The organism is Acidimicrobiales bacterium, from assembly GCA_035546775.1.
In the GTDB taxonomy this organism is placed as follows: domain Bacteria; phylum Actinomycetota; class Acidimicrobiia; order Acidimicrobiales; family JACCXE01; genus JACCXE01.
Genome location: DASZWD010000072.1, coordinates 151,705 through 172,871, shown reverse-complemented (window position 1 = coordinate 172,871; position 21,167 = coordinate 151,705). Strand labels below are relative to the sequence as shown.

Below are 21,167 nucleotides of genomic sequence, written 5' to 3'. Positions count from 1 at the left end.
GCCACGCTAAAGGACACGGACACCGGTTTGGGCGGACGGGCGATGTAGCTTGAACCTCGCTATGGGCCTCGCCATCAATGTGACCGAGAAGAAGACGTCGAAGCCCGGCGTCGTCCGCTTCGAGGCCGACCGCGGCCTCACCGGTATGGCGCACGAGCGGTACTCGTCGCTCGCCGACGTGATCTTCGATCGACCGCCGGATCGCCTCGCCAAGATGCTGTTCGAACGCGGCGGCGTGAAGCACGTCCACATCTACGGCAACGAGATCACCGTGACGCTCGAACCGGGCGCCAACACCGACGGCTTGGCGCAGCTCATCACCAATCTGTTCATCCACTACCGCGAAGGCGTCACTCCGTCGATCCTCGTGGACGAGAACGGCGAGATGATCGGCGAGGCCGCAGGCGCCTAGGTGGCCAGCGCGGCGTGGGAGGCGCTGCTCGCACGTCTCGACGATGCGGCAGAGCTGATCGGCGTCGATCCCGACATTCACGCCGCCCTGCGGGTGCCCCAGCGCATCCTCGAAGTCGCGATCCCCGTCCGCATGGACGACGGCCACCTCGAGGTCTTCACCGGCTGGCGGGTGCAGCACTCGACCGCCCGCGGTCCAGCCAAGGGCGGCATACGGTTTCATCCCGACGTCGACGTCGACGAAGTCAAGGCGCTCGCGGCGGACATGACGTTCAAGACCGCCATCTCGGCCCTGCCCTTCGGCGGCGCCAAGGGCGGCGTGCGCTGTGACCCGACGAAGCTGTCGCTCAGCGAACTCGAGCGCGTGACGCGGCGCTACACCGTGGAGATCGCGCCGGTGATCGGCCCCGACCTCGACGTGCCCGCGCCCGACGTCAACACCGACGGCCGCGTCATGGCGTGGTTGATGGACACCCTCGAGATGATCCAGGGCCGCCACGCCGTGCCGGCGGCGGTGACGGGCAAGCCGCTGTCGGTCGGCGGGACACGGGGCCACGCCGGCGCCACGTCGAGCGGGGTGCTGGTGTGCACGCGCGCCGCGTTCGAGGAGATGGGCGTCGACATCGTCGGCCGGCGCGCCGCCATTCAGGGTTTCGGCAAGGTCGGCGGTCCGCTGGCGTTCCTGTTGCAGTCCGCCGGTATGCGCGTGGTTGCGGTGGCCGACGTGGGCGGCGCTGTCTACAACCCCGGCGGCCTCGACATCGCCGCGCTGGGCGACCACGTCAAGGAGCATGGCTCCGTCGTGGGCTTCCCGATCGCCGATCAGATCCCGCTGCTCGACGTGTTCACCGTGCCGACGGACCTGTGCGTGCCCGCGGCGCTCGGCGGCGTGATCGACGCATCGGTGGCCGAGTCGATGACGGCGTCGCTCGTGATCGAGGCGGCCAACGGCCCGACGATGCCCGACGCCGACCCGGTGTTCGAGGCCAAGGGCGTCAAGGTCGTGCCCGACATCCTCGCCAACGCCGGCGGCGTGACCGGCAGTTACTTCGAGTGGGCGCAGAGCCGCCAGGGCTTCATGTGGGACCAAGAGGTCTTCGCCACCCGCCTGCGCGACAGCATGGACACCGCCTTCCGGGCGGTGTGGTCCAAAGCCGAGGCCCTGGGCGTCCCGCTGCGCCGCGCCGCCTTCGCCCTGGCCCTCGAGCGCGTGGCCGAAGCCATCGCCGCCCGCGGCTTCTTCCCGTAGGGAGTCTTTCCTTCGGAAAGCCTCCCTACGGCTGTCTTTTCGGTTCGCTCCGCCCGAGGGCTCCGCTCACGGCCCGGCGGGGACCCCAACCCCGCCGGCTCCCCTCGACAAGACCGAACACCTGTTCGATACAGTGGACGGGTGGCACAGGCGCAGGAAGAACTTGCCATTGCTTACGGGGAGGAGCGGGCCCGGCTGCGGGCGATCGCGGGACGCGCCCAGGCCACCTCCGTCCTGGCCAGCCAGCGGGCGCGGCCGGTGCGGGGGCCGCTGGCGTCGCTGTTCCCACACGGGTTGCGGCCGGGGGCGTCGGTGGCGGTGCGGGCCGGGCGGCCGTCGCTCGATGGCGCGGCGATGCGCAACGCCATCACGCTGGCCGCCGGGGTCGTGCCGCCCGAGGGCTGGGTGGCCGCCGTCGGCGTACCCGGTCTCGGGGTCCTCGCTGCCGCCGAAGCCGGCCTGGCGCTCGAGCGCCTCGTGTTCTTCGACGCCCCGGTCACCCTCTGGGGAACCGTCGCCATCGCCGCGGTCGACGCCTTCGACGTCGTCGTGCTGTCGGTCCCGGCCCGGCCGCGCCCCGCTGAAGTGCGCCGCCTGAGCGGGCGGGCGCGCGAGCGCGGCACCACCATCGTCGCCGTCGGGCCCGGCGTCGCCGCGTGGCCCAGCGACGCCCGCCTCGTCACCGCGGCGGTGGCGTGGGACGGCTTGGGCGACGGGCACGGCACGCTGCGGTCGTGCCGCGTCACCGTCGACCTCGACGGCCGCGGCGCGGTGCGACCCCGCCAGGTGGACCTCGTCCTGTGACGCCGACCCGCACCGTGGTGGTGTGGTGGGACGACTGGCCGGTCGTCGTGGCCGGACGCGCCCGCGACCCCGTCGTCGTGGTGGCGAACAACAAGGTGCTCGCCGTGTCGGTCGCTGCCTATGCCGACGGCGTGCGCGTCGGGATGCGCCGGCGCGAGGCGCAAGGACGGTGTCCGGCGGCCGACGTGTTGGCCGTCGACGAAGGCGCCGACGCGCGTGCTTTCGAAGCGGTGGTGGCGGCCGTGGAGGAGTTGTGCCCCCGCGTCGAAGTGGTACGCCCCGGCGTGCTGGCGTTCGCGGCGCGGGGCCCGTCGCGGTACTTCGGGGGCGACGCGGCGTTGAGCGTCCAGATTCGCGACGTCGTCGTCGACGCGGCGCGCACGCGGCTGGGCGTCGAGACCGGACGCGGCCCGGCGATCGGCGTGGCCGACGGCAACTTCGCGGCGTCGCTCGCGGCGCGCGCCGCGTACTCGGCGGCCGAGCGCGTGCTGGTCGTGCCGCCGGGCAAGTCGGCGGAGTTCTTGGCGCCCATGCCGATCGCGGCCATCGGCGACGCGGCCATCGCCGACGTCGCCCGCCGCCTGGGTTTGCGCACCCTCGGTGTCTTCGCCGGCCTCGACGCGGCCGACGTGCTCGGCCGCTTCGGCGCCGCCGGCGTCGCCGCGCACCGCCGCGCCCGCGGACTCGAAGTGCGGGCCCTCACGCCGCGTGAGCCACCACCGGAGTTGGCCGTCGAGGTCACCTTCGACCCGCCGGCCGACACCGTCGACCGCGTGGCGTTCGCGGCGCGCGGCCTCGCGTCCGAGTTGGCCGACGGGCTGGCGGCGCGGGGCCTCGTCGCCACCGCCCTCGTCATCGAAGTGGAAACCGAACACGGCGAGCGGCGCGAGCGGCGCTGGCGCTCCGAGGGCGCCCTCGACGCCCGCGCCGTCGCCGAACGCGTGCGCTGGCAGGCCGAGGGCTGGCTCACCGACGTCGCCACCCGGGCCGAAGAGAACGAGCCGACGGCGGGCATCACGCTGCTGCGTCTGCGCCCCGACGAAGTCGACGACCACGAAGCGAGCGTGCAGAGCCTGTGGGGGGGCGCGACCGAAGCGGGCGAGCGCGTCGCCCGCGCCGTGGCCCGCGTGCAGGGCCTGCTCGGGCCCGACGCCGCCACCACCGCCGTCCTCGTCGGAGGGCGCGGGCCGGCGGAGCAGGTCCGCATGATCCCGTGGGGCGACGCCCGCGCCGTCGACGCCGTGCGCGCCCAAGCGCCGTGGCCCGGGCGGCTGCCGTCGCCGTCGCCGGCGGTCGTGCTCGCCGAACCCGTCGCCCTCGACGTGCTCGACATGAGCGGCGCCGCGGTGCGGGTCAGCGGGCGGGGGGAACTGTCGTCGCCGCCGATGACGATCGTCGGGCCCCACGGCGTCGACCGCGTGACCGGGTGGGCCGGGCCGTGGCCGGCCGAAGAACGCTGGTGGGATGTGGACGGGCGCCGCCGGCGAGCCCGTCTCCAGGTGCGTTGTGAATCCGGCGCGGCGCATTTGTGCCTGATCGAAGGCGGCCGCTGGTGGTTAGAGGCAAGCTACTGACAATCCAACAAGGAGAACCGACGATGAGTGCAACCGAACCGCTCGAGCAAGCGATTGCCACCGCCTGTGGGGTGCTGGCCAACGTGAGCAAGGAAGACCTCGACAAACAGTCGCCGTGTGTGGCGTGGAAGGTGCGCGACGTCGTGAACCATCTCGTCGACGGCGCCGACTTCTTTGCCGCCGGTATGGGGGAGCAGGCCGCCGGCGTCGGCGACGTGACCGGCGGCGACTACCAGGCGGCCTTCGACGACGCGGCGGCGCGCACGCTGGCGCTGTTCACGGCGCCCGGCGCACTCGAGAAGACGGCGCAGCTGCCGTTCGGGCCGATGCCCGCCGGAGCACTGATGGGTTTGGCGACGACCGACATCTTCACCCACGCCTGGGATCTGGCGAAGGCCACCGGTCAGTCCACCGACCTCAACCCCGAGCTGGCTGCGCAGTTGCTGCCGCAGGTCCAGCAGTCGATTCCCGACATGTTCCGCGGCCCAGAGGGCTCAGGGATGCCGTTCGGCCCGAAGCAGGAAGCGCCGGCGGGTGCCTGCGCCGCCGACCAGGTGGCGGCGTTCCTCGGCCGCCAGGTCTAGGGGCGAAGCACCAGGAGCAAGCCGCGCAGGCCGTCGTCGGCGCGTTCGATGGCGTCGTCCCAACTGAGCCAGAGGACTTCCTGGCTCTCCTCGGGCGGGGGAACGGGGTCGCGGTCGGGCGCGGTGCAGAGGTAGCGCAGGTCGAGGTGGGTGTGGCCGTTGGGACCCGGGTGCACGTCGACGTGGATGACGGTGTCGTCGGCCAACTCGACGGGCAGGCCGGTTTCTTCCGTCGCCTCGCGCGCCGCCGCCTCACCTGGGGTCTCACCGGGGTCGACGTGGCCGCCGGGCTGCACCCAGATGCCGAGCTTGCGGTGCTTGTGCAGGATGACGCCCCTTGGTCCCACGATCACCGCTGAGCCCGTGATGTGGACGGGGTCGGCGTGCTCGTCGAAGGGCCGTGTGAGGCGGGGAAGTTCGTCGAGGGTTCGCCGCACTGAGGCCGCCTCGCGTGCGTCGACGGCCACCTCCGCCCGCCGCTGGATCTGGTCCACGATCGCGGCGAGATCAGGCTCGGACACGGGCCTGAAACGTACCCGTGTGCGGGGTTGGTCCGGGAACACCCGCAGCAACTCCGCACACGGGGGTGGAACTACGGTCGCTCTTGACACGATCGAACAGATGTTCGATATCCTCGGATCGTGGCGTTCAACAATCCGGCGATGTCGTGGTCGGCGCTGCACCGGCGCCTCACCGACCGGCCGGCGGGGGCCGACGGGGGCGACAGCCCGGCGTGGTCGAACCACCGGGAGAAGTACACCGAACCGCCGGCGCTCATCCGTCGGCGGGCGACGACGCCCTACGCCGAGTTGCACTGCCACTCGAACTTCTCGTTCCTCGACGGGGCGTCGCCGCCCGAGGAACTCGCCGAGGAGGCCGCTCGCCTCGGCCTCGAGGCGCTGGCCGTCACCGACCACGACGGGTTCTACGGCGTCGTGCGCTTCGCCGAGGCGGCGCGGGCGCTGGGGCTGCCGACGATCTTCGGCGCGGAGTTGAGCCTGCGCCCGCCGGGCGTCGAGCGGCTCGAACCCCGCGCCGGTTCGGACAAGGTGGCGGCCGCCGACCCGCACGCCGACCACCTGCTGATCGTCGCCCGCAACCCGCAGGGCTACGCCTCGCTCGCCCGCGCCATCGGTGAGGCGCACCTCGCCGGCGGCGAGAAGGGCTATCCCACCTACGAGAAGGCGCGGCTGTGCGAACTGCACAAGGGCAACTGGGTCGTGCTGACGGGGTGTCGCAAGTCCCGCGTGCCCGCCGCGCTGCATCGCGAGGGACCAGCGGCCGCGGCGCGCGAACTCAGCGACATCGTCGCCTGCTTCGGGCGCGACAACGTCGTCGTGGAGTTGTGGGACCACGGCGACCCGATGGACTCGGCGCGCAACGACGCGCTGGTGCAGCTGGCGGCGCGCCAGGGCCTCGGCGTCGTCGCCACCAACAACGTGCACTACGCGTCACCGGCGCGCCGCCCGCTGGCCACTGCGCTGGCCGCCGTGCGCGCCCGTCGTTCACTCGACGACATCGAACCGTGGCTGCCGTCGTCGGCCAGCGCGTGTTTGCGCTCCGGCGGCGAGCAGGCGCGCCGTTTCGCCCGCTATCCCGGCGTGGTCGAAGCGGCGGCGGAACTCGGACGCGCCTGCGCCTTCGACCTGTCGCTGGTGGCGCCCAGCCTGCCGCCGTTCCCCGTGCCGCCGGGCCACACCGAGATGACCTACTTACGTCTGCTCACCGAGATGGGCGCGCAGCAGCGCTACGGCCGCCGCGGCGAAGAACGCGTGCCCGGCGCCTACAAGCAGATCGACCACGAGCTGGCGCTGATCGAGCAACTCGGTTTCCCCGGCTACTTCCTCGTGGTGTGGGACCTGTGCGACTTCGCCCGCCGCAGCAACATCTTCTGCCAGGGACGGGGCAGCGCGGCCAACAGCGCGGTCTGTTACGCCCTCGGCATCACCAACGCCGACGCGGTGTCGCTCGGGCTGCTGTTCGAACGCTTCCTGTCGCCTGAGCGCGACGGCCCACCCGACATCGACATCGACCTCGAGTCGGGCCGCCGCGAAGAAGTCATCCAGTACGTCTACGAGAAGCACGGACGGCAGAACGCGGCGCAGGTGGCCAACGTCATCACCTACCGCGCCAAATCCGCGGTGCGCGACATGGGCCGGGCGCTGGGCGCGGCGCCCGGCCAGCTCGACGCCTGGGCGAAAGAAGTCGACTCGTGGGGTGGGGTGGCCAAGACCGCGGCCATGACCGACATCACGATCCCGCAACCGGTCATCGATCTGGCGTTGCAGGTCGAGCACTTCCCGCGCCACCTCGGCATCCACTCGGGCGGCATGGTGATCTGCGACCGGCCGGTGCTCGAAGTCGTGCCCGTCGAGTGGGGACGCATGCCGGGGCGCACGGTGTTGCAGTGGGACAAGGACGACTGCGCGGCCGTCGGCCTGGTGAAGTTCGACCTGCTCGGTCTCGGCATGCTCGAAGCCCTGCACGGCGCCGTCGACCTGGTGCGCGAGTTCCACGGGGTCGACGTCGACCTCGCCACCATTCCGCAGGAGGACTGCATCTACGACATGGTGTGCGCGGCCGACACCGTCGGCGTGTTCCAGATCGAGTCGCGGGCGCAGATGGCGACGCTGCCGCGCCTGCGGCCGCGCAACTTCTACGACCTCGTGGTCGAGATCGCGCTGATCCGTCCCGGCCCGATCCAGGGCGGCTCGGTGCATCCCTACATCCGGCGGCGTAACGGCGAGGAACCCGTCACCTACCTGCACCCGCTGCTGGAGAAGTCGCTCAAGAAGACCCTCGGCGTACCGCTGTTCCAGGAACAGCTGATGCAGATGGCCATCGACGTCGCCGGGTTCAGCGCGGCCGACGCCGACCAGCTGCGTCAGGCGATGGGGTCCAAGCGGTCGCACGCCCGCATGGACGCGCTGCGCAAGCGGTTCTTCGACGGCATGGCGCGCAACGGCATCGACGAGGCGACCGGCGACCTCATCTGGGACAAGCTCGCGGCGTTCGCCAACTACGGCTTCCCCGAGAGTCACTCGGTGTCCTTCGCCTACCTCGTGTACTCGTCGTGCTGGCTCAAGTACCACTATCCGGCGGCCTTCTGCGCCGCGTTGCTCAACGCCCAGCCGATGGGCTTCTGGTCGCCGGCCACGTTGACCGCGGATGCGCGCCGCCACGGCGTGCGGGTGTTCGGCCCCGACGTGAACGCGTCGCGCTCCGGCGCGTGCCTCGAGGCGGACACGGAGTCGGCGGGCGGGTTCGGGATAAGACTCGGCATCGGCGCGGTGCGCTCGATCGGCGACGACGTGGCCGAACGCATCGCGGCGGCGCGGCCCTACACGTCGATCGACGAGGTGGCGCGCGCCGCGCAGCTCACCGTCACCCAACTCGAAGCGCTGGCGACGGCCGGCGCGTTCGACTGTTTCGGCGTCGCCCGGCGTGAGGCGTTGTGGTCGGCGGGCGCGGTGGCCGAAGCGGCGCGACCCAACACGATTCCCGGGGTCGTAGTCGGCGTGGGTGCGCCGCGGCTGCCGGGCATGACGGCGGTCGAAACCACGGCGGCCGATCTGTGGGCCACGGGCGTGTCGCCCAACAGCCACGCCATGGCCCACCTGCGACCAACCCTGGTGAAGCTGGGCGCGCTGCCGGCGATCGCCCTACGCGACGTGCCCGACCGCACCAAGGTGACCGTCGGGGGAGTGGTCACCCACCGCCAGCGCCCGGCGACCGCGGGTGGTGCCACCTTCCTCAACCTCGAAGACGAGACCGGTCTGGTCAACGTCGTGTGCTCGCAGGGCGTGTGGAACCGTTACCGCCGCGCGGCGCGGGGCGCGAGCGCGCTGTTGATTCGTGGCGTCGTCGAGTCGGCGTCGAACGTGATCAACCTGCGAGCCGAGAAGATCGAAACGCTGTCCTTGCCGATCGCCTCCGTGCCGCAGTCGCGGGACTTCCGCTAAGCCGACGGTTCGTGTCGTCTCCCGGCACTTTGGCGACGCTTTCTGGGGGCGAATTCGGCTCCGAGAACAGTTTTTACCCCCACAAACGGGCATGAGTCTTGTGCGTCTCCTATCGCCGGGTCGATGCCCGGGTGGGTGAGCGCCGCGCGAGGACCGAGTCCGCCGCGATTGCAGAGGCGCGGGCCAGCCGCCACCGACTTCGTCCGGCAGAAGTACTCGGGAAGAGACGTCGGATGGGTTGGATAGCCCGGCGCAACCCGCGAGATCACCGGGCGAATCCACGGCGACGGCAGACACGGCCAGGCCGGACCGTCGTCGTAACGCCCGAACGCTGTTTCGTCGCCGTGCTCCAAGCGCCCGTCATCGGTCCCGGGGAGCGCCAGGATCGCTTCGACGAACCACCCCTGCGCGGGCAAATCGGTTCCGCGGAACCGCTCTCGCGCTTCCCCGAACGCCGGTTCGCGGAGGCGTCCCTCTTCGCTAGTAGCGCACCGCCGGCTTGTCGGCATTGGCGCCCTTCCAGTCGCCGACTTTGCTGACGCCGCCGTACACGCGGATGTCGTTGGTCGTGTGCAGGCCACCGCTCGGGTCGTGGAAGGCGAACCCACCGAGGTACCGCGCCGAGAAGAAGTCGGCGCGCCACGGGCGCTGCGCCTTGGCCCCCGTCTGGTGCACCGGCGCGGCGAGCAACTCGGCCGACGCGGCGGCGCGCGTTGCGGGGTCCGTCGCCACGTAGCGCTGCATCCACGCCCGCGTGTAGTGATCGGCGAGCAGGTGGCCATACGTCGTCGACGGCAGGATGTAGGGCACGTCGACCCACTCGATGTGGGTGCCACCGCGCACACTGAACGAGTACACGTCGACGCCCTTCGCTTCCCACGCCTGCATCGGCGCCAGGTGGGCCGTCTTGGACGGAGCGGTGTAGGACGGCTCGGGATTGAGGAAGTAACCGTCGGCTTGCTGGTTCATCGCCGGCACGACCGGCACGATGCCCGCCGACGACAGGCCGTCCCACGCCACGACGGCGCGGATCGGATACGACCGCCCGGCGCACACCGACAGCGTCTTCCACAGCGTCGCGGCGTCGCTGCACTGCTGGACGACGGAGATGGCGCTCGCGCCGAGCGAGTGGCCCGCGAGGCCGAGGTTGTTCGGATCGACGATCGGTTCGAGTGGGTTGACCCACATCAGCGAGTCGTCGGAGTGGCGGACCGTCGCGGCCTTCGCGTCGCTCCAGCCGCCGGGCACGTAGGGCGCGGCGGTCGACGACAGCATGAAGCGGATGGCGTCGACGGTGCCGTTGATGAAGTTCGGCGCCTGCTGGAACGGAAAGCCATTGCGCGTCGGGGTGATCTTGCCCGGCTTGTGACCGAACGTCTCGCTCTCGCCCTGGCCCTGGGCGTCGAAGGTCAGCACCACGAAACCGGCGCGGGCGAGCGTGCGCGCCGCCCACCAGTAGAAGTGCTGCGTGCCCTGGATCGAGCCGGGGGTGATGACGACCGCCGGGTGCAGGCCGGGCTTGCCGTCGGTCCACAGCCGGCCCAGGAGCTTGGCGCCGGTGCGCGACGCGAAGGCGACGGGAATCGGGTTGCCCTCGTGGTAGCGCGTCGGGTCGCCGACGGATCCGCCCGGCAACAGCTGGCCGAGCGTGGCGTACACGCGGCCGTGGGGTAGGTCGGCGACCTGGCGGCCGAGGTCCTTGAGGAACGACTCGGCGGCGGCCGGGGTGAAGGCGCGGTCGTAGTCGACGTCGGTGACGTACTGGATCTGGCGCCCGTGCGCCGTCGAGCGCGCCACGTTGTCGAGGTCGTGGGCGCGGTACTGCGGATTGGAATAGGTGGCCGCCGCGTGGGCGTCGGGCGCACCGACGGCAACCAAGGTCGCCACGGCGACAGCTACGAAGAACGAACGTCGGAAGTGCCCCAGCATGGGAGCAGTCTGGCCGACGAGTGCGGGGCGCGACCTAGTCGATGCGGCGGGCGAGGAGGCAGAACTCGTTGCCTTCGGGGTCAGCGAGCACGATCCAGCGCTGCTCCCCCTGGCCCACGTCGACGCGGGTGGCGCCGAGCGCCAGCAGTCGCTCGAGTTCCTCGGCCTGCTCGCAACCGCGCGGGTTGATGTCGAGGTGGATGCGGTCCTTCACGGTCTTGGGTTCGGGCACGGGCACGAACACGATGAAGGGGCGGGCGTCGTAGTCACCCGTGGCCGAGATCCACAATTCGCCGTTGTCGGCCTCGCGCACGGGCCAGTCGAGCACTGCGCTCCAGAACTCGGCGACGCGTCGCATGTCGTTGCAGTCGATGACGATCTCGGTCAGTCCCGCGGCCATTGTGCGAGCCTAAGAGCCATGACGACGTTCTCGGGCAAGGCGGCGGAGTTCCTCGCCCTCCACGTCCCGGGCGACCCGTTGCTCCAGCCGAACGCCTTCGACGTGGGCTCCGCCAAGATCCTCGCGGCGCTGGGCTTCAAGGCGATCGCGACGACGAGCAGCGGGGCGGCGGGCACGTTCGGTCGCCTCGACGGGCGCATGACCCGCGGCGAGGTCTTGGAGCACTGCACGGCGCTGAGCGAAGCCGTCGCCGTGCCCGTCGCCGCCGACTACGAGAACGGCTTCGCCGACGAACCGATGCTCGTGGCCGACAGCGTCGCCCGGGCGGGCGCCACTGGTCTGGCCGGTGTATCCATCGAGGACTGGTCGGGCAGCGCCATCTACGACCGGGCACTCGCCGTCGAACGGGTGCGCGCCGCGGCCGAGGCGGCGCACGCCAACAACCTGGTGCTCACGGCGCGGGCCGAGAACCTGATCCACGGCGTCGACGATCTCGACGATGCCATCGCCCGCGCCCAGGCGTTTGGCGCGGCTGGCGCCGACGTGATCTTCGTGCCGGGCCTGCGCGCCATCGAGCAGGTGCGCGCGGTGGTGTCGTCCGTCGACGCGCCCGTCAACGTCCTGGTGCTGCAGGGGTGTCCGGCGGTCGGTGAGGTCGCGGCCGCCGGCGCGGCGCGCATCTCGGTCGGCGGCTCGCTCATGTACGCCGCGTACGCGGCCGTGATTGCAGCCGCGACCGAGTTGAAGGCTGCGGGGACCTACGGGTATTGGGACGCCATCGCCGCGGCGCGCGACACGATTCGAGGTGCGTTCGGCGCGTGACGATCACACGACGCAAGTTGCTCGGCGCCGGGCTCGTGGGTGGCGCCGCCGCGTTCGCGGGGATGTCGACTGCAACGCGCGCCGCATTGGCGACGGTGGCGCCGAGCGGTTCGGCGCTCGATGACATCGAGCACTTCGTCATCCTGTGCCAGGAGAACCGCAGCTTCGACCACTACTTCGGCACGCTGGCGGGCGTCGCCGGCTTCGCCGACCCCACGGTGCATCGCGACCCGATCACCGGTCGCAGCGTCTTCGAGCAGATCGACCCGAATCCGCTCAACGGCGTCGGCGCCACCATGTTGCCGTGGCGCGTGCAGCCGACGGCGTCCGCCGCGCAATGCATGGCCGACGTCGACCACACGTGGCAGAGCCAGCACGTGTCGCTGGCCAACGGCACCAACGCGGCGTTCGTCACGTCGCATTCGGTGGCCGACCTCGTGTCGGACCACGACCCGACGGTCGGTGGCGCTCGCACCATGAGCTACTTCACCCGCGCCGACTTGCCGTTCCACTACGCGCTGGCCGATGCGTTCACGATCTGCGATCGCTACTTCTGCTCGGTGCTCGGCCCGACGATCCCGAACCGCCTCTACATGATGACGGGGATGCTCGACCACGAGGGCAAGCACGGTGGTCCCGAAACCAACAACCAGAAGTACCCCAACTACGACTTCAGTTGGACGACGTATCCCGAGCGACTCCAGGCGGCCGGCGTCGACTGGTGGGTGTACACCGAGGCCGACGACTACGACGACAACGTCCTCAAGTACTTCTTGCAGCACCAGGTGCCCAACAGCGAGCTCAACCGGCGCTGCCGCACGCTGATCCCCTACGGGCAGACCGCCGCGAAGATCCGCGCCGACGTGCAGAGCGGGAACCTGCCGCAGGTGTCGTGGATCATCCAGTCGAAGAGGAACTCAGAGCACCCCGAAGCGATGCCGGCGCAGGGCGCGGTGTTCATCCAGTCGATCCTCGACGCGCTGACGTCGAACCCGGCGGTGTGGGCCAAGACAGCGTTCATCGTCACCTACGACGAGAACGGCGGCTTCTTCGATCACGTCGTGCCGCCGACGCCGCCGCCGGGCACGGAGGGCGAGTACCTCACCGCCAGCGGGTTGGCGGCTGCACCCGAGTCGACGCCCTTCGCCGGGCCGATCGGGTTCGGCTTTCGCGTCCCAACGCTCGTGATCTCGCCGTTCAGCCGCGGCGGCTACGTGTGCAGCGAGACGTTCGACCACACGTCGACGCTGCGGCTGCTCGAAAAGCGCTTCGGCGTCGAGGTACCCAACCTCAGCGCGTGGCGGCGCACGACGGCGGGTGACCTCACCTCGGCGTTCAACTTCGGCTGCGTGACCGACGCGTCGGTGCCGCAGCTGCCCGACGCCGTCGAGCTGTTACAGGTGGCCAAGGACGAATGCGCGTCGCTGCCGAAGGTCTCGGGTTGGCAGGAGCAGCACATGCCGACTCAGGAGTCGGGCGTGAAACCGAAGACCGCCGTGTGCGCGGCCACGGTGTCTGATCCGGTGCCCGTCGGGGGCGGCATCCTGGCCCGAACCGGCGGACCGTCGTTGCCAGTGGGCGCCGTGGCGGGGGCGGCGGCCGTCGCCGCAGTGCTGCGCCGGCGCGTCGCCGCCGATCGCGCGTGAAGGTCGCGCTCGTCGGCGGGTTCGGCGCGCCGCCGGCGTTGCTCCGCCCGCTGCGTGACGCCTTGCGCGGCGCCGGCCACGACGTGCGCGTCGCGCCACTGGGCTTCAACCTCGACTGCGGCGAGGCGACGGTGCAACGCCTCGAGTCCTGGCTCGACGAATTCGCGGCCGGCGACCACGTAGCCGTGGTGGGGCACAGCCGCGGTGGCCAGCTCGGACGCGTCGTGGCCGTGCGCCGTCCTGACCTCGTCGCCCGCCTCGTCACCGTGGTGACGCCGTGGTCGATCGGTCCGCCGGATCGACCCGGCGTCGACCAAGTCGCCGCCGCGCTGCGCGGCCTGCGCGCTCGCGGGGTCAACCTCATGGGCGCGCTCGACTGCGGCGCGGCGCCCTGTTGCGCGCGCTTTCGTGACGACGTGGCGGCCAAACCCGCGGCGCGCTGGTCGGCGCTGTGGTCGAGCCGCGATCGGTTCGCCGGTGACGACGCCCGCCCGCCGCAGGCGGCCGACAACGCCCTCGACATCCGCACGGGCCACGTCGGCGCGGTGACGACGAAGGCGGGCATCGCGGCGATCGCCGCCGAACTCGACTGACTACGTTGCAGCGCATGGCTATCTGCAAGGTGGGGGTGCAACTGCATCCGCAAGACACGACGATCGACCAACTGCGCGCCGCGTGGAAGGGCGCCGACGCCATGGGCGTCGACTCGATCTGGACGTGGGACCACTTCTACCCGCTCTACGGCGACCCGTCGGCCGCACACTTCGAAGGCTGGTCGTTGCTCGCCGCCATCGCCTGTGAAACGCAGCAGGCGAAGTTCGGGATGCTCGTGACGTGCAACAGCTACCGCAACCCGGAGTTGCTAGCCGACATGGCGCGCACCGTCGACCACCTCTCGGGCGGACGCTTGTATCTCGGAATCGGCTCGGGCTGGTTCGAGCGCGACTACGAGGAGTACGGATACGAGTTCGGCACCGCGCCCGGACGGCTGAAGCAACTCGAGGCGGCGCTGCCTCGCATCAAGGCGCGCCTGGCCAAGCTCAACCCGCCGCCGATGGGCGACCTGCCGATCCTGATCGGCGGTGGTGGCGAGAAGGTGACGCTGCGCCTCGTGGCCGAACACGCCGATGCCTGGAACGCCGGCGGCACCCCCGAGGAGTTTGGGCGCAAGAACAGGATCCTCGACGAGTGGTGCGACAAGGTCGGCCGCGACCCGAAGGCGATCGAGCGGACCGTGATGGTGGTGGCGCCGTTCATCGATGCGCTGCCGCAGTACGTGGAGGCCGGGGCCGACCACGTTCTGGTCAGTCTTGGCCCGCCCTACGACCTGTCGTGGGTCGAGAAGGGCATGGAGCTAGCCGGCAAGTAGCGCCACCGCGATGATGAACACGATCGTGAGGTTGTAGGCGAGGTGGGCGCGCGTGCTTTCGGGCACGCCGCCGCGCAGGTAGGCCCACGTGAAGTACAGCCCGCCGATGGACAACGCGAGCGCGACGCCGATCGGGATACCGATCAGCGCGTGCGCCAACCCGAACTCGACGGCACGCCGGACGCGTCGTCCGTTCGACCACTGCTCGGCGCCGAGGCGGAACATGCGCTCCTCGGCCTCGGCGAACAGCGGCAGCGCAGGAATGAGCATGACGGCGAACAGCGCCGGGATGACCCACTCGAGCGGGCTACCGGCGGTGTTGTTGGACACACCGAACACCGGTGTGCCGACGCCACCGATCGCGCTCCACCACCCCCACGACAAGCCGGGTACGAGCAGCAGCACGCTGGCAACGAGCAGCACGACGAACAGCACGGGCCACGCCAGCGCGAAGTGGCGGAAGCGCAACCCGCGCACGATGTCGCCGACATGGGCGCGTACTTCGGGCCGACCGAGCAGGCGCGCGCCGCCGAAGATGCGATAGCCGATGAAGGCGAGTACCAGGAGGGTGAGGGCGTCGGTCAGGTCGATTCCATTACGGCGCGTTCGGCGAGCCCGATCGGCAGCGCGCCCGACCCCGCGAGGCGGTTGTGAAAGTCGCGTAGGTCACCGCGGCCGGCGTCGAGGAACCGTTGCCGGATGCGCTCGATCTCCAGGCAACCGGTGAGATACGAGGCCGCCTGCGTCGGCCAGGCGCAGTAGCGCTTCACTTCGGCGACGGCCGTCGCCGGTGACAACGACGTATTCGCAGTCATGAACTCCACTGCCTGGCCGAAGGTCATCGACCCGGTGTGCAGCGACGTGTCGACGATGATGCGCGCCGCCCGGAAGATGCGGGCGTCGAGGTGGCCGAGGACCTCGGCGTCGCTTGCGAAGAAGCCGTTCTCGTACATCACGCGCTCGGCGTAGAGACCCCAGCCTTCGGAGAAGTACGGCGTGGTGAGCATCTTGCGCAACGGCCGCGGATTGCCCTGCATCCACGTGAGGTGCCAGTGGTGCCCGGGATAGGCCTCGTGCGCGGTGATCGTGGGGATCGAGTGGAAGCTGTTGGTCGCCAGTCGCTGCTGGACCTGGTCCGCGGGCGTGCCGTCGGGCGGGAAGGGCACGAAGAAGTGTCCGGTGAGGGTCGGCTTGAACGCCGGGGGAGTGGCGTAGGAGGCGACGGCGAGAATCGGCCGCTGAAACGGAGGCGACGGCTCGACGATGCACTCCTCGCCGTCGGCCAGCGTGACGAGGCCGCGGTCGACGAGGAACTGGCGCGCCTGCGCGGTGCACGCTTCGTAGCGGGCGCGCATGTCTTCGGGGGACGCCGGATGCTGCTGCGTCAGGTTCTTGTTGATGGTGCGCCAATCGCTGGTCGCGTCGATGCGCTTGGCCACCTCGGCAAGCTCCACCTCGACGGTGTCGAACGCGCTGTGGCCGAGGGCGTTGAGTCCCTCGGTGTTGAACCCGAGTACTTCCTTTTCCTGCAGCAGCGCGCTGTACCGCATCTCGCCGTACACCCAATCGCCCTGCGCCTTGGGTGCGAGCTCGTCGAGCCAGCGCAGATAGCCCTCGAGCGCGGCTGCGGCTGCGTCGCCGGCTTCGGCGACTTCGGCGCGCAGCTTCTCGTCGCCGATCTCGGCGGGCACGAGGTCACGGAAGTAACCGATGCCCGCTCGGCACGGGCCGACGGCGCGCTCGACGAACAGCGGCGGCACGAGGTCAGGGTCGATGTTGCGCTTGGCGTCCTCGAGGACCGCGGGCAACGCCTGCATCCGCGCGATGGCGAAGCGCGCCAGGTCCGGCTCGGGATGGACGCGGTGCAAGAACAGCGCGAACACGCCCTGCAGCCCGACGTTCGGGTAGCTCCCCGGATCGCGCCGCCATCCCGTCCATGTGCGGTTGATCTTGCGGCCGGTGAGCGTCGACTCGAGCAGGACCCGGTCGATGCGTTGGTCGAAGGTGAGCGTCGACTCGTCGATCTGCTGCACGCGCGCCAACCACTCGTCGTCGGCGACGTCGCGCCGTGCGTGCGCTGCCTCGCTGAAGTCGCCGAGCAGCTCGTTGTGACCGTCGATACCGAGTTGCGTGGCGCGGACCGGTACTTCGGACAGCTCGTAGTCGATCCACTCGTCAACCAACGCGTCGAAATCAGACATGGGAGCCGAGCGTAGCGAGGCGACCCGAAGATGCCGGGTGGGCTGGGTGGGCGCGAGGGTAACCTTGCCCGCATGCGGATCCACGGGGAGCCTCCGAGTCGTGAAGCGCGCGTTCACACGCTTCTGGTCGACTCTGGTTACCGACGCAGCCGGGCTGCGTCAGGGCGTCTCCGCGCTCGCAGTTTCGTCGCTCGGTGATCTGATCGCCGGCGTCACGCTCGGCTCCGCCACCCACACCCTCGAACGCCTTCCCGGTCTGCTGATCCTCGTCCCCGCGGCCATCGGCATGCGCGGCAACATCTTCGGCGCCCTCGGCAGCCGCCTGGGGACGTCGATCCACACCGGTACCTTCACGCTCACGCGCCGGCGCGACACGCTCGTCGGTCAGAACGTGCTGGCGGCCGTGGCGCTCACGCTGCTGCTGTCGGTGGCGCTGGCGGTGCTCGCCCAAGCCGTCGGCTCGGTCTTTGGTGAGCACACCATCACCGTTGCCGACTACGTCGTGGTCTCGGTGATCGGCGGCGTGCTGTCGTCGATCGTCGTGTTGGCGCTCACGTTGGCGGTCTCCGCGCAGGCGGCCAACCGCGGCTGGGACATGGACAACGTCGCCGCACCGCTCGTCACCGCTGCGGGCGACATCGTCACGTTGCCGGCGCTCGTACTGGCGAGCCTGCTCGTCGGCCACGGGGCGGTCACCAACACGTTGGCGCCGGTGCTCGCCGTTATCGCCCTCGCCGGCGCGTTCTCGGCGTGGCGAACGAAGCTGCCGATCATGCGGCGTGTCGTCGTCGAGTCGCTGCCGATCCTCCTCATCGCCGGCACCATCGACCTCGTCGCCGGGCTCACGATCCAGAAGCGGCTCGACGCCTTCAGCGCATTCCCGGCGCTGCTCGTGCTCATCCCGCCGTTCCTCGAAGACACCGGCGCGCTCGGCGGCATCGTCGCCAGCCGCCTGGCGAGCAAGCTGCACCTCGGTACCGTCACCAGCGAGCTCGTGCCCAACCGGTCGGCGCGCGACGACATGGCCATGGCGTTCGTCTTCGCCGTCCCGACGTTCGTGTTCGTCGCGCTGTCGTCTGACCTCGTGGCCTTCGTGCTACATCTCGCCAGCCCGGGGTCGCTGCGCATGGTGGCGGTGTCACTCGTCGGCGGGTTCCTCTCGACGCTGGTGGCGACGCTGATCGCCTATTACGGCAGCGTTGTCACGTACCGGTTCGGGTTCGACCCCGACAATCACGGCATTCCGCTGATCACGTCCTCGATGGATCTGGTCGGCGCGATGGCACTCATCTTGGCCCTGCTCCTTTTTGGCGTACATTCATGAGGCTGAACGCGACATATGGACACCGATAAACCCCGCAATCTGCGGACCCTGCTGTCCGAGGCGAAAGACACCTCGGAGCTGATGGTCGACCTGGCGTACGCCGCGCTCTACTTCGGCGACCCGGGCATGGCCGACGAGGTCGACGAACTGGAGGATCGGCTCGCCGAGCTCGCCCAGCAGGGCCGCGCCACCGCCGTCATCGCCGCCCGTTCGCCTCGCGACGCCGAAGCAATGGCCAGCGTGCTGTCGGTCATCAGCGCCATCGAGCGCGTCGGCGGCGCGGCCGTCGACATCGGCGCCATTGTCACGCGCCGCCTCGGGATCCCGCGGGCCCTCGTCGCCGATCTCTCGGCAGCCGAAGAGGTGTCCCACCGGGTGCGGGTGCGCGACGGCTCGCACATGGCGCACCGCCCACTGTGCGATCTCGAGCTGCCGACGGTCTGCGGCATGCGCGTCGTGGCGATCCGGCGTGTGCGCGACTGGATGACCGACATCGACGGCGACGTCGTGCTCGTGCCGGGGGATGTGGTGTTCACTCAAGGCGCGTCGGCCGGAATCCCACGGCTGCGCGCCATGGCCGGTGCCCCGAACTACGAACCGCCGGAGGCGAGTGCCGAAGAAGTCCCCTCCGACCTCGACCGCGCCATCGACGTGCTGGTCGAGATGAAGAACCTGTCCGAGGTCGCCGTCGGTCTGGCGTATTCGGCGCTGGTGCTGCGCGACCGCGGCCTCGCCGCCGAAGTCGACCACCTCGAAGATCGCGTCGACGACATGAAGGAGCGCCTCGAGCTGTGGGTGCTGCGGTCGGCCGACGGCCAGATCGATCCGTCGCCGCTGCGGGGCTTGCTGCACCTCGCCCAGGCGGCCGAAGTCGTCACCGGCGCGGCCCAGAGCATGGTGCGTCTCGTCACCGAGGGGGAAGAGTTGCACCCGATTCTCGGTGTCGCGTTCGGTGACTCTGATGAGGTCGTCGTGCGGGTGCCGGTGGCCGCCGGGTCAACCGCCGAGGGCGCGTCGCTGGGCTCGCTGCGCCTCGAGACTGAGACCGGCTTCTACCTGCTCGCCATCCGGCGCGACAGCCGTTATTTGTACCGGCCGCGCAAGGAGGTCGTGCTCCAGGTGGGCGACGAGCTGATCGCGACCGGTCCGGACGAGGGCCACACCCTCCTGGCGCAGCTGTGCGGCTACGAGCTGATCGAAGACGACGAGACCGGCGCCGACGAACTCATCCCCGTCGGGTACTAGCGGCGTGTAACACGATGGCGTGCGCCGCCGCCACGTTGAGCGACGACGCCGTGCCCGTCATCGGAATCGCCACGGTGACGGCTGCGGCCTCGCGCAGCGCACGGCTCAGCCCCGTCGTCTCGTTGCCGAACAGCAACGCCAGCGGTCCGGCGGGGAGCTGATCGAGGGGCGTGTCGCCGTGCTCGTCGGTGGCCACGAGGGTGACGCCGAGTTCGCCGAGAGCGTCGGCGTTGGGCGCCTCGACCACCGGTACGGCAAAGAACGAACCGGTCGATGCCCGCACGGCGCGCGGGTCGTAGGGATCGGCGCCGTGGCCGATGACGATCACCGCGTCACCGCCGAGCGCGTCGGCGGTGCGGATGATCGTGCCGATGTTGCCGGGGCTCGACGGGCGGTCGAGCACCGTTGCCAGCACGACACCGTCCAGGGAGACGCGTCGCTTCTCGACTACGAGCAGCAGTTCGGGACGCTCCTCGCGCTCGGCGAGTTCGTCGAACAGCGACGGCGCCAGCTCGACGTGGTCCTCGACGCCGGCCACGACACCGTCGGCCCAGGTCGAGCGCGACCCACCCATCGGCGTCAGCGCCATCCGCACCGTCCAGCCGTGCGCCCGCGCCGCGTCGATGTTGCGCACCCCCTGCACGACGAACGCGTTCTCGCGGTTGCGCGTCTGGCGGTTCGCCGCCAGCGCCCGCAGCACCTGGAACTCGGCGTTGGCCGAGCGCAGAGTGCGGGTCACAACCAGTCGCGGCGGCGGAAGTACCAGTAGCCGAGGACGGTGATGGTCAGCATGAGGCCGAGCGCGTACGCGTACCCGTAGCGCCACTGGAGTTCGGGCATGTGCAGGAAGTTCATGCCGTAGATGCCGGCCACGAGCGTCGACCCGAGAAGGATGGCGCCCCAAGAAGTCATGAGCTTCATCACTTCGTTCATGCGGTTCGAGATGATCGCGAGGTGGGCGTCGACGGCGTTGCCCATGAGCTCGCGATGGCTGTCGATGGTGTCGACGGCGCGCAGCAGATGGTCGAACACGTCCTGCAGCAGCGGCAGGAGCGGGCCGGTCAACGCCGGCACCTCGCCGCGCAGCAGCGCGGCGAGCACCTCGCGCAGCGGGATGACTTTGCGGCGGAACGCGACGAGCTCGTGGCGGATGTCGAAGAGCCGCTGCTGGATCTGCGTCTCGGTCATGCCGCGGGGCGGCTCGAACACGTCGTTCTCGAGGTCTTCGATGCGGTCCTCGACGGCGTCGAGGCGGTCGAAGTACCCGTCGACGATCTCGTCGAGAATGGCGTGCACCACGATGCCGGTCCCGCGCGCGCCGGGTTCGACGCGGTCGCAGCGCGTGCGCGCCGGCGTCGGCTCCCACACGTCGCCGTTGCGGTTGCGCTCGCGCACCGTGATGACCCAGTCGTCGCCGATGAACACGTCGACCTCGGCGAGGTTGGCGGCGTAGGCGACGAGGAACGCGTGGTGCGGGTACAGCTCGAGCTTCGGGCGCTGGCCCGGCTCGCTGATGTCCTCGACCGCCATCGCGTCGAGGTGGTACCTCGACGCGAGCTGTGCGATCTCGTCGGGCGTCGCGTCGACGACGTCGATCCAGCAGACCTTCGACTCGTCGAGCAGCTCACGCACCGGCATGGTCGCGAA

General features: G+C 70.4%; 19 protein-coding genes. 12 read left to right on the top strand and 7 right to left on the bottom strand.

Annotated elements, in window-relative coordinates:
- The first annotated feature begins 61 nt into the window (after positions 1–61).
- From VHC63_18535 to VHC63_18515, 5 genes are all read left to right on the top strand, one after another.
- Positions 62–412: a hypothetical protein gene (locus tag VHC63_18535; protein ID HVV38612.1), complete on the top strand. Its 351-nt coding sequence runs from the start codon at positions 62–64 to the stop codon at positions 410–412.
- Positions 413–1,660, top strand: a complete 1,248-nt coding sequence (locus VHC63_18530) for a Glu/Leu/Phe/Val dehydrogenase (protein HVV38611.1) — start codon at positions 413–415, stop codon at positions 1,658–1,660.
- 141 nt (positions 1,661–1,801) lie between these two features.
- A complete protein-coding gene (locus VHC63_18525) occupies positions 1,802–2,464 on the top strand; it encodes a hypothetical protein (GenBank protein ID HVV38610.1) in 663 nt (220 codons plus the stop codon).
- Positions 2,461–4,038, top strand: a complete 1,578-nt coding sequence (locus VHC63_18520; protein HVV38609.1) for a DNA polymerase Y family protein — start codon at positions 2,461–2,463, stop codon at positions 4,036–4,038. Before VHC63_18525 ends, VHC63_18520 begins: the two co-directional genes overlap by 4 nt.
- A gap of 23 nt (positions 4,039–4,061) precedes the next feature.
- Positions 4,062–4,622: a TIGR03086 family metal-binding protein gene (locus tag VHC63_18515; protein HVV38608.1), complete on the top strand. Its 561-nt coding sequence runs from the start codon at positions 4,062–4,064 to the stop codon at positions 4,620–4,622.
- Here VHC63_18515 and VHC63_18510 read toward each other — a convergent pair.
- A complete protein-coding gene (locus VHC63_18510) occupies positions 4,619–5,143 on the bottom strand; it encodes an NUDIX domain-containing protein (GenBank protein ID HVV38607.1) in 525 nt (174 codons plus the stop codon). The genes VHC63_18515 and VHC63_18510 overlap by 4 nt on opposite strands.
- 120 nt (positions 5,144–5,263) lie before the next feature.
- Here VHC63_18510 and VHC63_18505 point away from each other — a divergent pair, with 120 nt between their 5' ends.
- Entirely contained in the window at positions 5,264–8,584 is a 3,321-nt protein-coding gene (locus VHC63_18505) for an error-prone DNA polymerase (GenBank protein HVV38606.1), read from the top strand.
- A 480-nt stretch (positions 8,585–9,064) separates the two neighbouring features.
- On the opposite strand, the gene VHC63_18500 is transcribed toward VHC63_18505, so the two are convergent.
- Both VHC63_18500 and VHC63_18495 read right to left on the bottom strand, forming a co-directional pair.
- Positions 9,065–10,471, bottom strand: a complete 1,407-nt coding sequence (locus VHC63_18500; protein HVV38605.1) for a hypothetical protein — start codon at positions 10,469–10,471, stop codon at positions 9,065–9,067.
- A gap of 76 nt (positions 10,472–10,547) precedes the next feature.
- Complete coding sequence (locus tag VHC63_18495) at positions 10,548–10,913, bottom strand: VOC family protein (GenBank protein ID HVV38604.1); 366 nt, start codon at positions 10,911–10,913, stop codon at positions 10,548–10,550.
- An 18-nt stretch (positions 10,914–10,931) separates the two neighbouring features.
- Here VHC63_18495 and VHC63_18490 point away from each other — a divergent pair, with 18 nt between their 5' ends.
- Genes VHC63_18490 through VHC63_18475 form a run of 4 tightly spaced genes read left to right on the top strand, consistent with a single transcriptional unit; the run spans position 10,932 to position 14,750 of the window.
- On the top strand, positions 10,932–11,735 hold the full coding sequence (locus VHC63_18490) for an isocitrate lyase/phosphoenolpyruvate mutase family protein (protein ID HVV38603.1): 804 nt from the start codon (positions 10,932–10,934) through the stop codon (positions 11,733–11,735).
- Positions 11,732–13,381 (top strand): alkaline phosphatase family protein, encoded by a 1,650-nt coding sequence (locus tag VHC63_18485; protein HVV38602.1) that lies wholly within the window; start codon positions 11,732–11,734, stop codon positions 13,379–13,381. Before VHC63_18490 ends, VHC63_18485 begins: the two co-directional genes overlap by 4 nt.
- Positions 13,378–13,974 carry an alpha/beta hydrolase gene (locus VHC63_18480; protein HVV38601.1) on the top strand — a complete coding sequence of 199 codons (597 nt, stop codon included), beginning with the start codon at positions 13,378–13,380 and terminating at the stop codon, positions 13,972–13,974. Before VHC63_18485 ends, VHC63_18480 begins: the two co-directional genes overlap by 4 nt.
- A 14-nt stretch (positions 13,975–13,988) precedes the next feature.
- Complete coding sequence (locus VHC63_18475) at positions 13,989–14,750, top strand: LLM class F420-dependent oxidoreductase (GenBank protein ID HVV38600.1); 762 nt, start codon at positions 13,989–13,991, stop codon at positions 14,748–14,750.
- Here VHC63_18475 and VHC63_18470 read toward each other — a convergent pair.
- Both VHC63_18470 and VHC63_18465 read right to left on the bottom strand, forming a co-directional pair.
- Entirely contained in the window at positions 14,736–15,227 is a 492-nt protein-coding gene (locus VHC63_18470; protein ID HVV38599.1) for a hypothetical protein, read from the bottom strand. The two genes, VHC63_18475 and VHC63_18470, sit on opposite strands and share 15 nt — an antisense overlap.
- Positions 15,228–15,331: 104 nt before the next feature.
- Complete coding sequence (locus tag VHC63_18465) at positions 15,332–16,951, bottom strand: DUF885 domain-containing protein (GenBank protein ID HVV38598.1); 1,620 nt, start codon at positions 16,949–16,951, stop codon at positions 15,332–15,334.
- A 100-nt stretch (positions 16,952–17,051) separates the two neighbouring features.
- Between VHC63_18465 and VHC63_18460 the strand changes: the two genes are divergently transcribed.
- On the top strand, positions 17,052–18,275 hold the full coding sequence (locus VHC63_18460) for a magnesium transporter (GenBank protein ID HVV38597.1): 1,224 nt from the start codon (positions 17,052–17,054) through the stop codon (positions 18,273–18,275).
- A gap of 15 nt (positions 18,276–18,290) precedes the next feature.
- Complete coding sequence (locus VHC63_18455; protein HVV38596.1) at positions 18,291–19,520, top strand: TrkA C-terminal domain-containing protein; 1,230 nt, start codon at positions 18,291–18,293, stop codon at positions 19,518–19,520.
- On the opposite strand, the gene VHC63_18450 is transcribed toward VHC63_18455, so the two are convergent.
- Complete coding sequence (locus VHC63_18450; GenBank protein ID HVV38595.1) at positions 19,501–20,259, bottom strand: RNA methyltransferase; 759 nt, start codon at positions 20,257–20,259, stop codon at positions 19,501–19,503. The two genes, VHC63_18455 and VHC63_18450, sit on opposite strands and share 20 nt — an antisense overlap.
- Positions 20,256–21,158 carry a magnesium/cobalt transporter CorA gene (gene corA / locus VHC63_18445; GenBank protein HVV38594.1) on the bottom strand — a complete coding sequence of 301 codons (903 nt, stop codon included), beginning with the start codon at positions 21,156–21,158 and terminating at the stop codon, positions 20,256–20,258. The genes VHC63_18450 and corA overlap by 4 nt, the downstream gene beginning before the upstream one ends.
- Positions 21,159–21,167 lie beyond the last annotated feature (9 nt).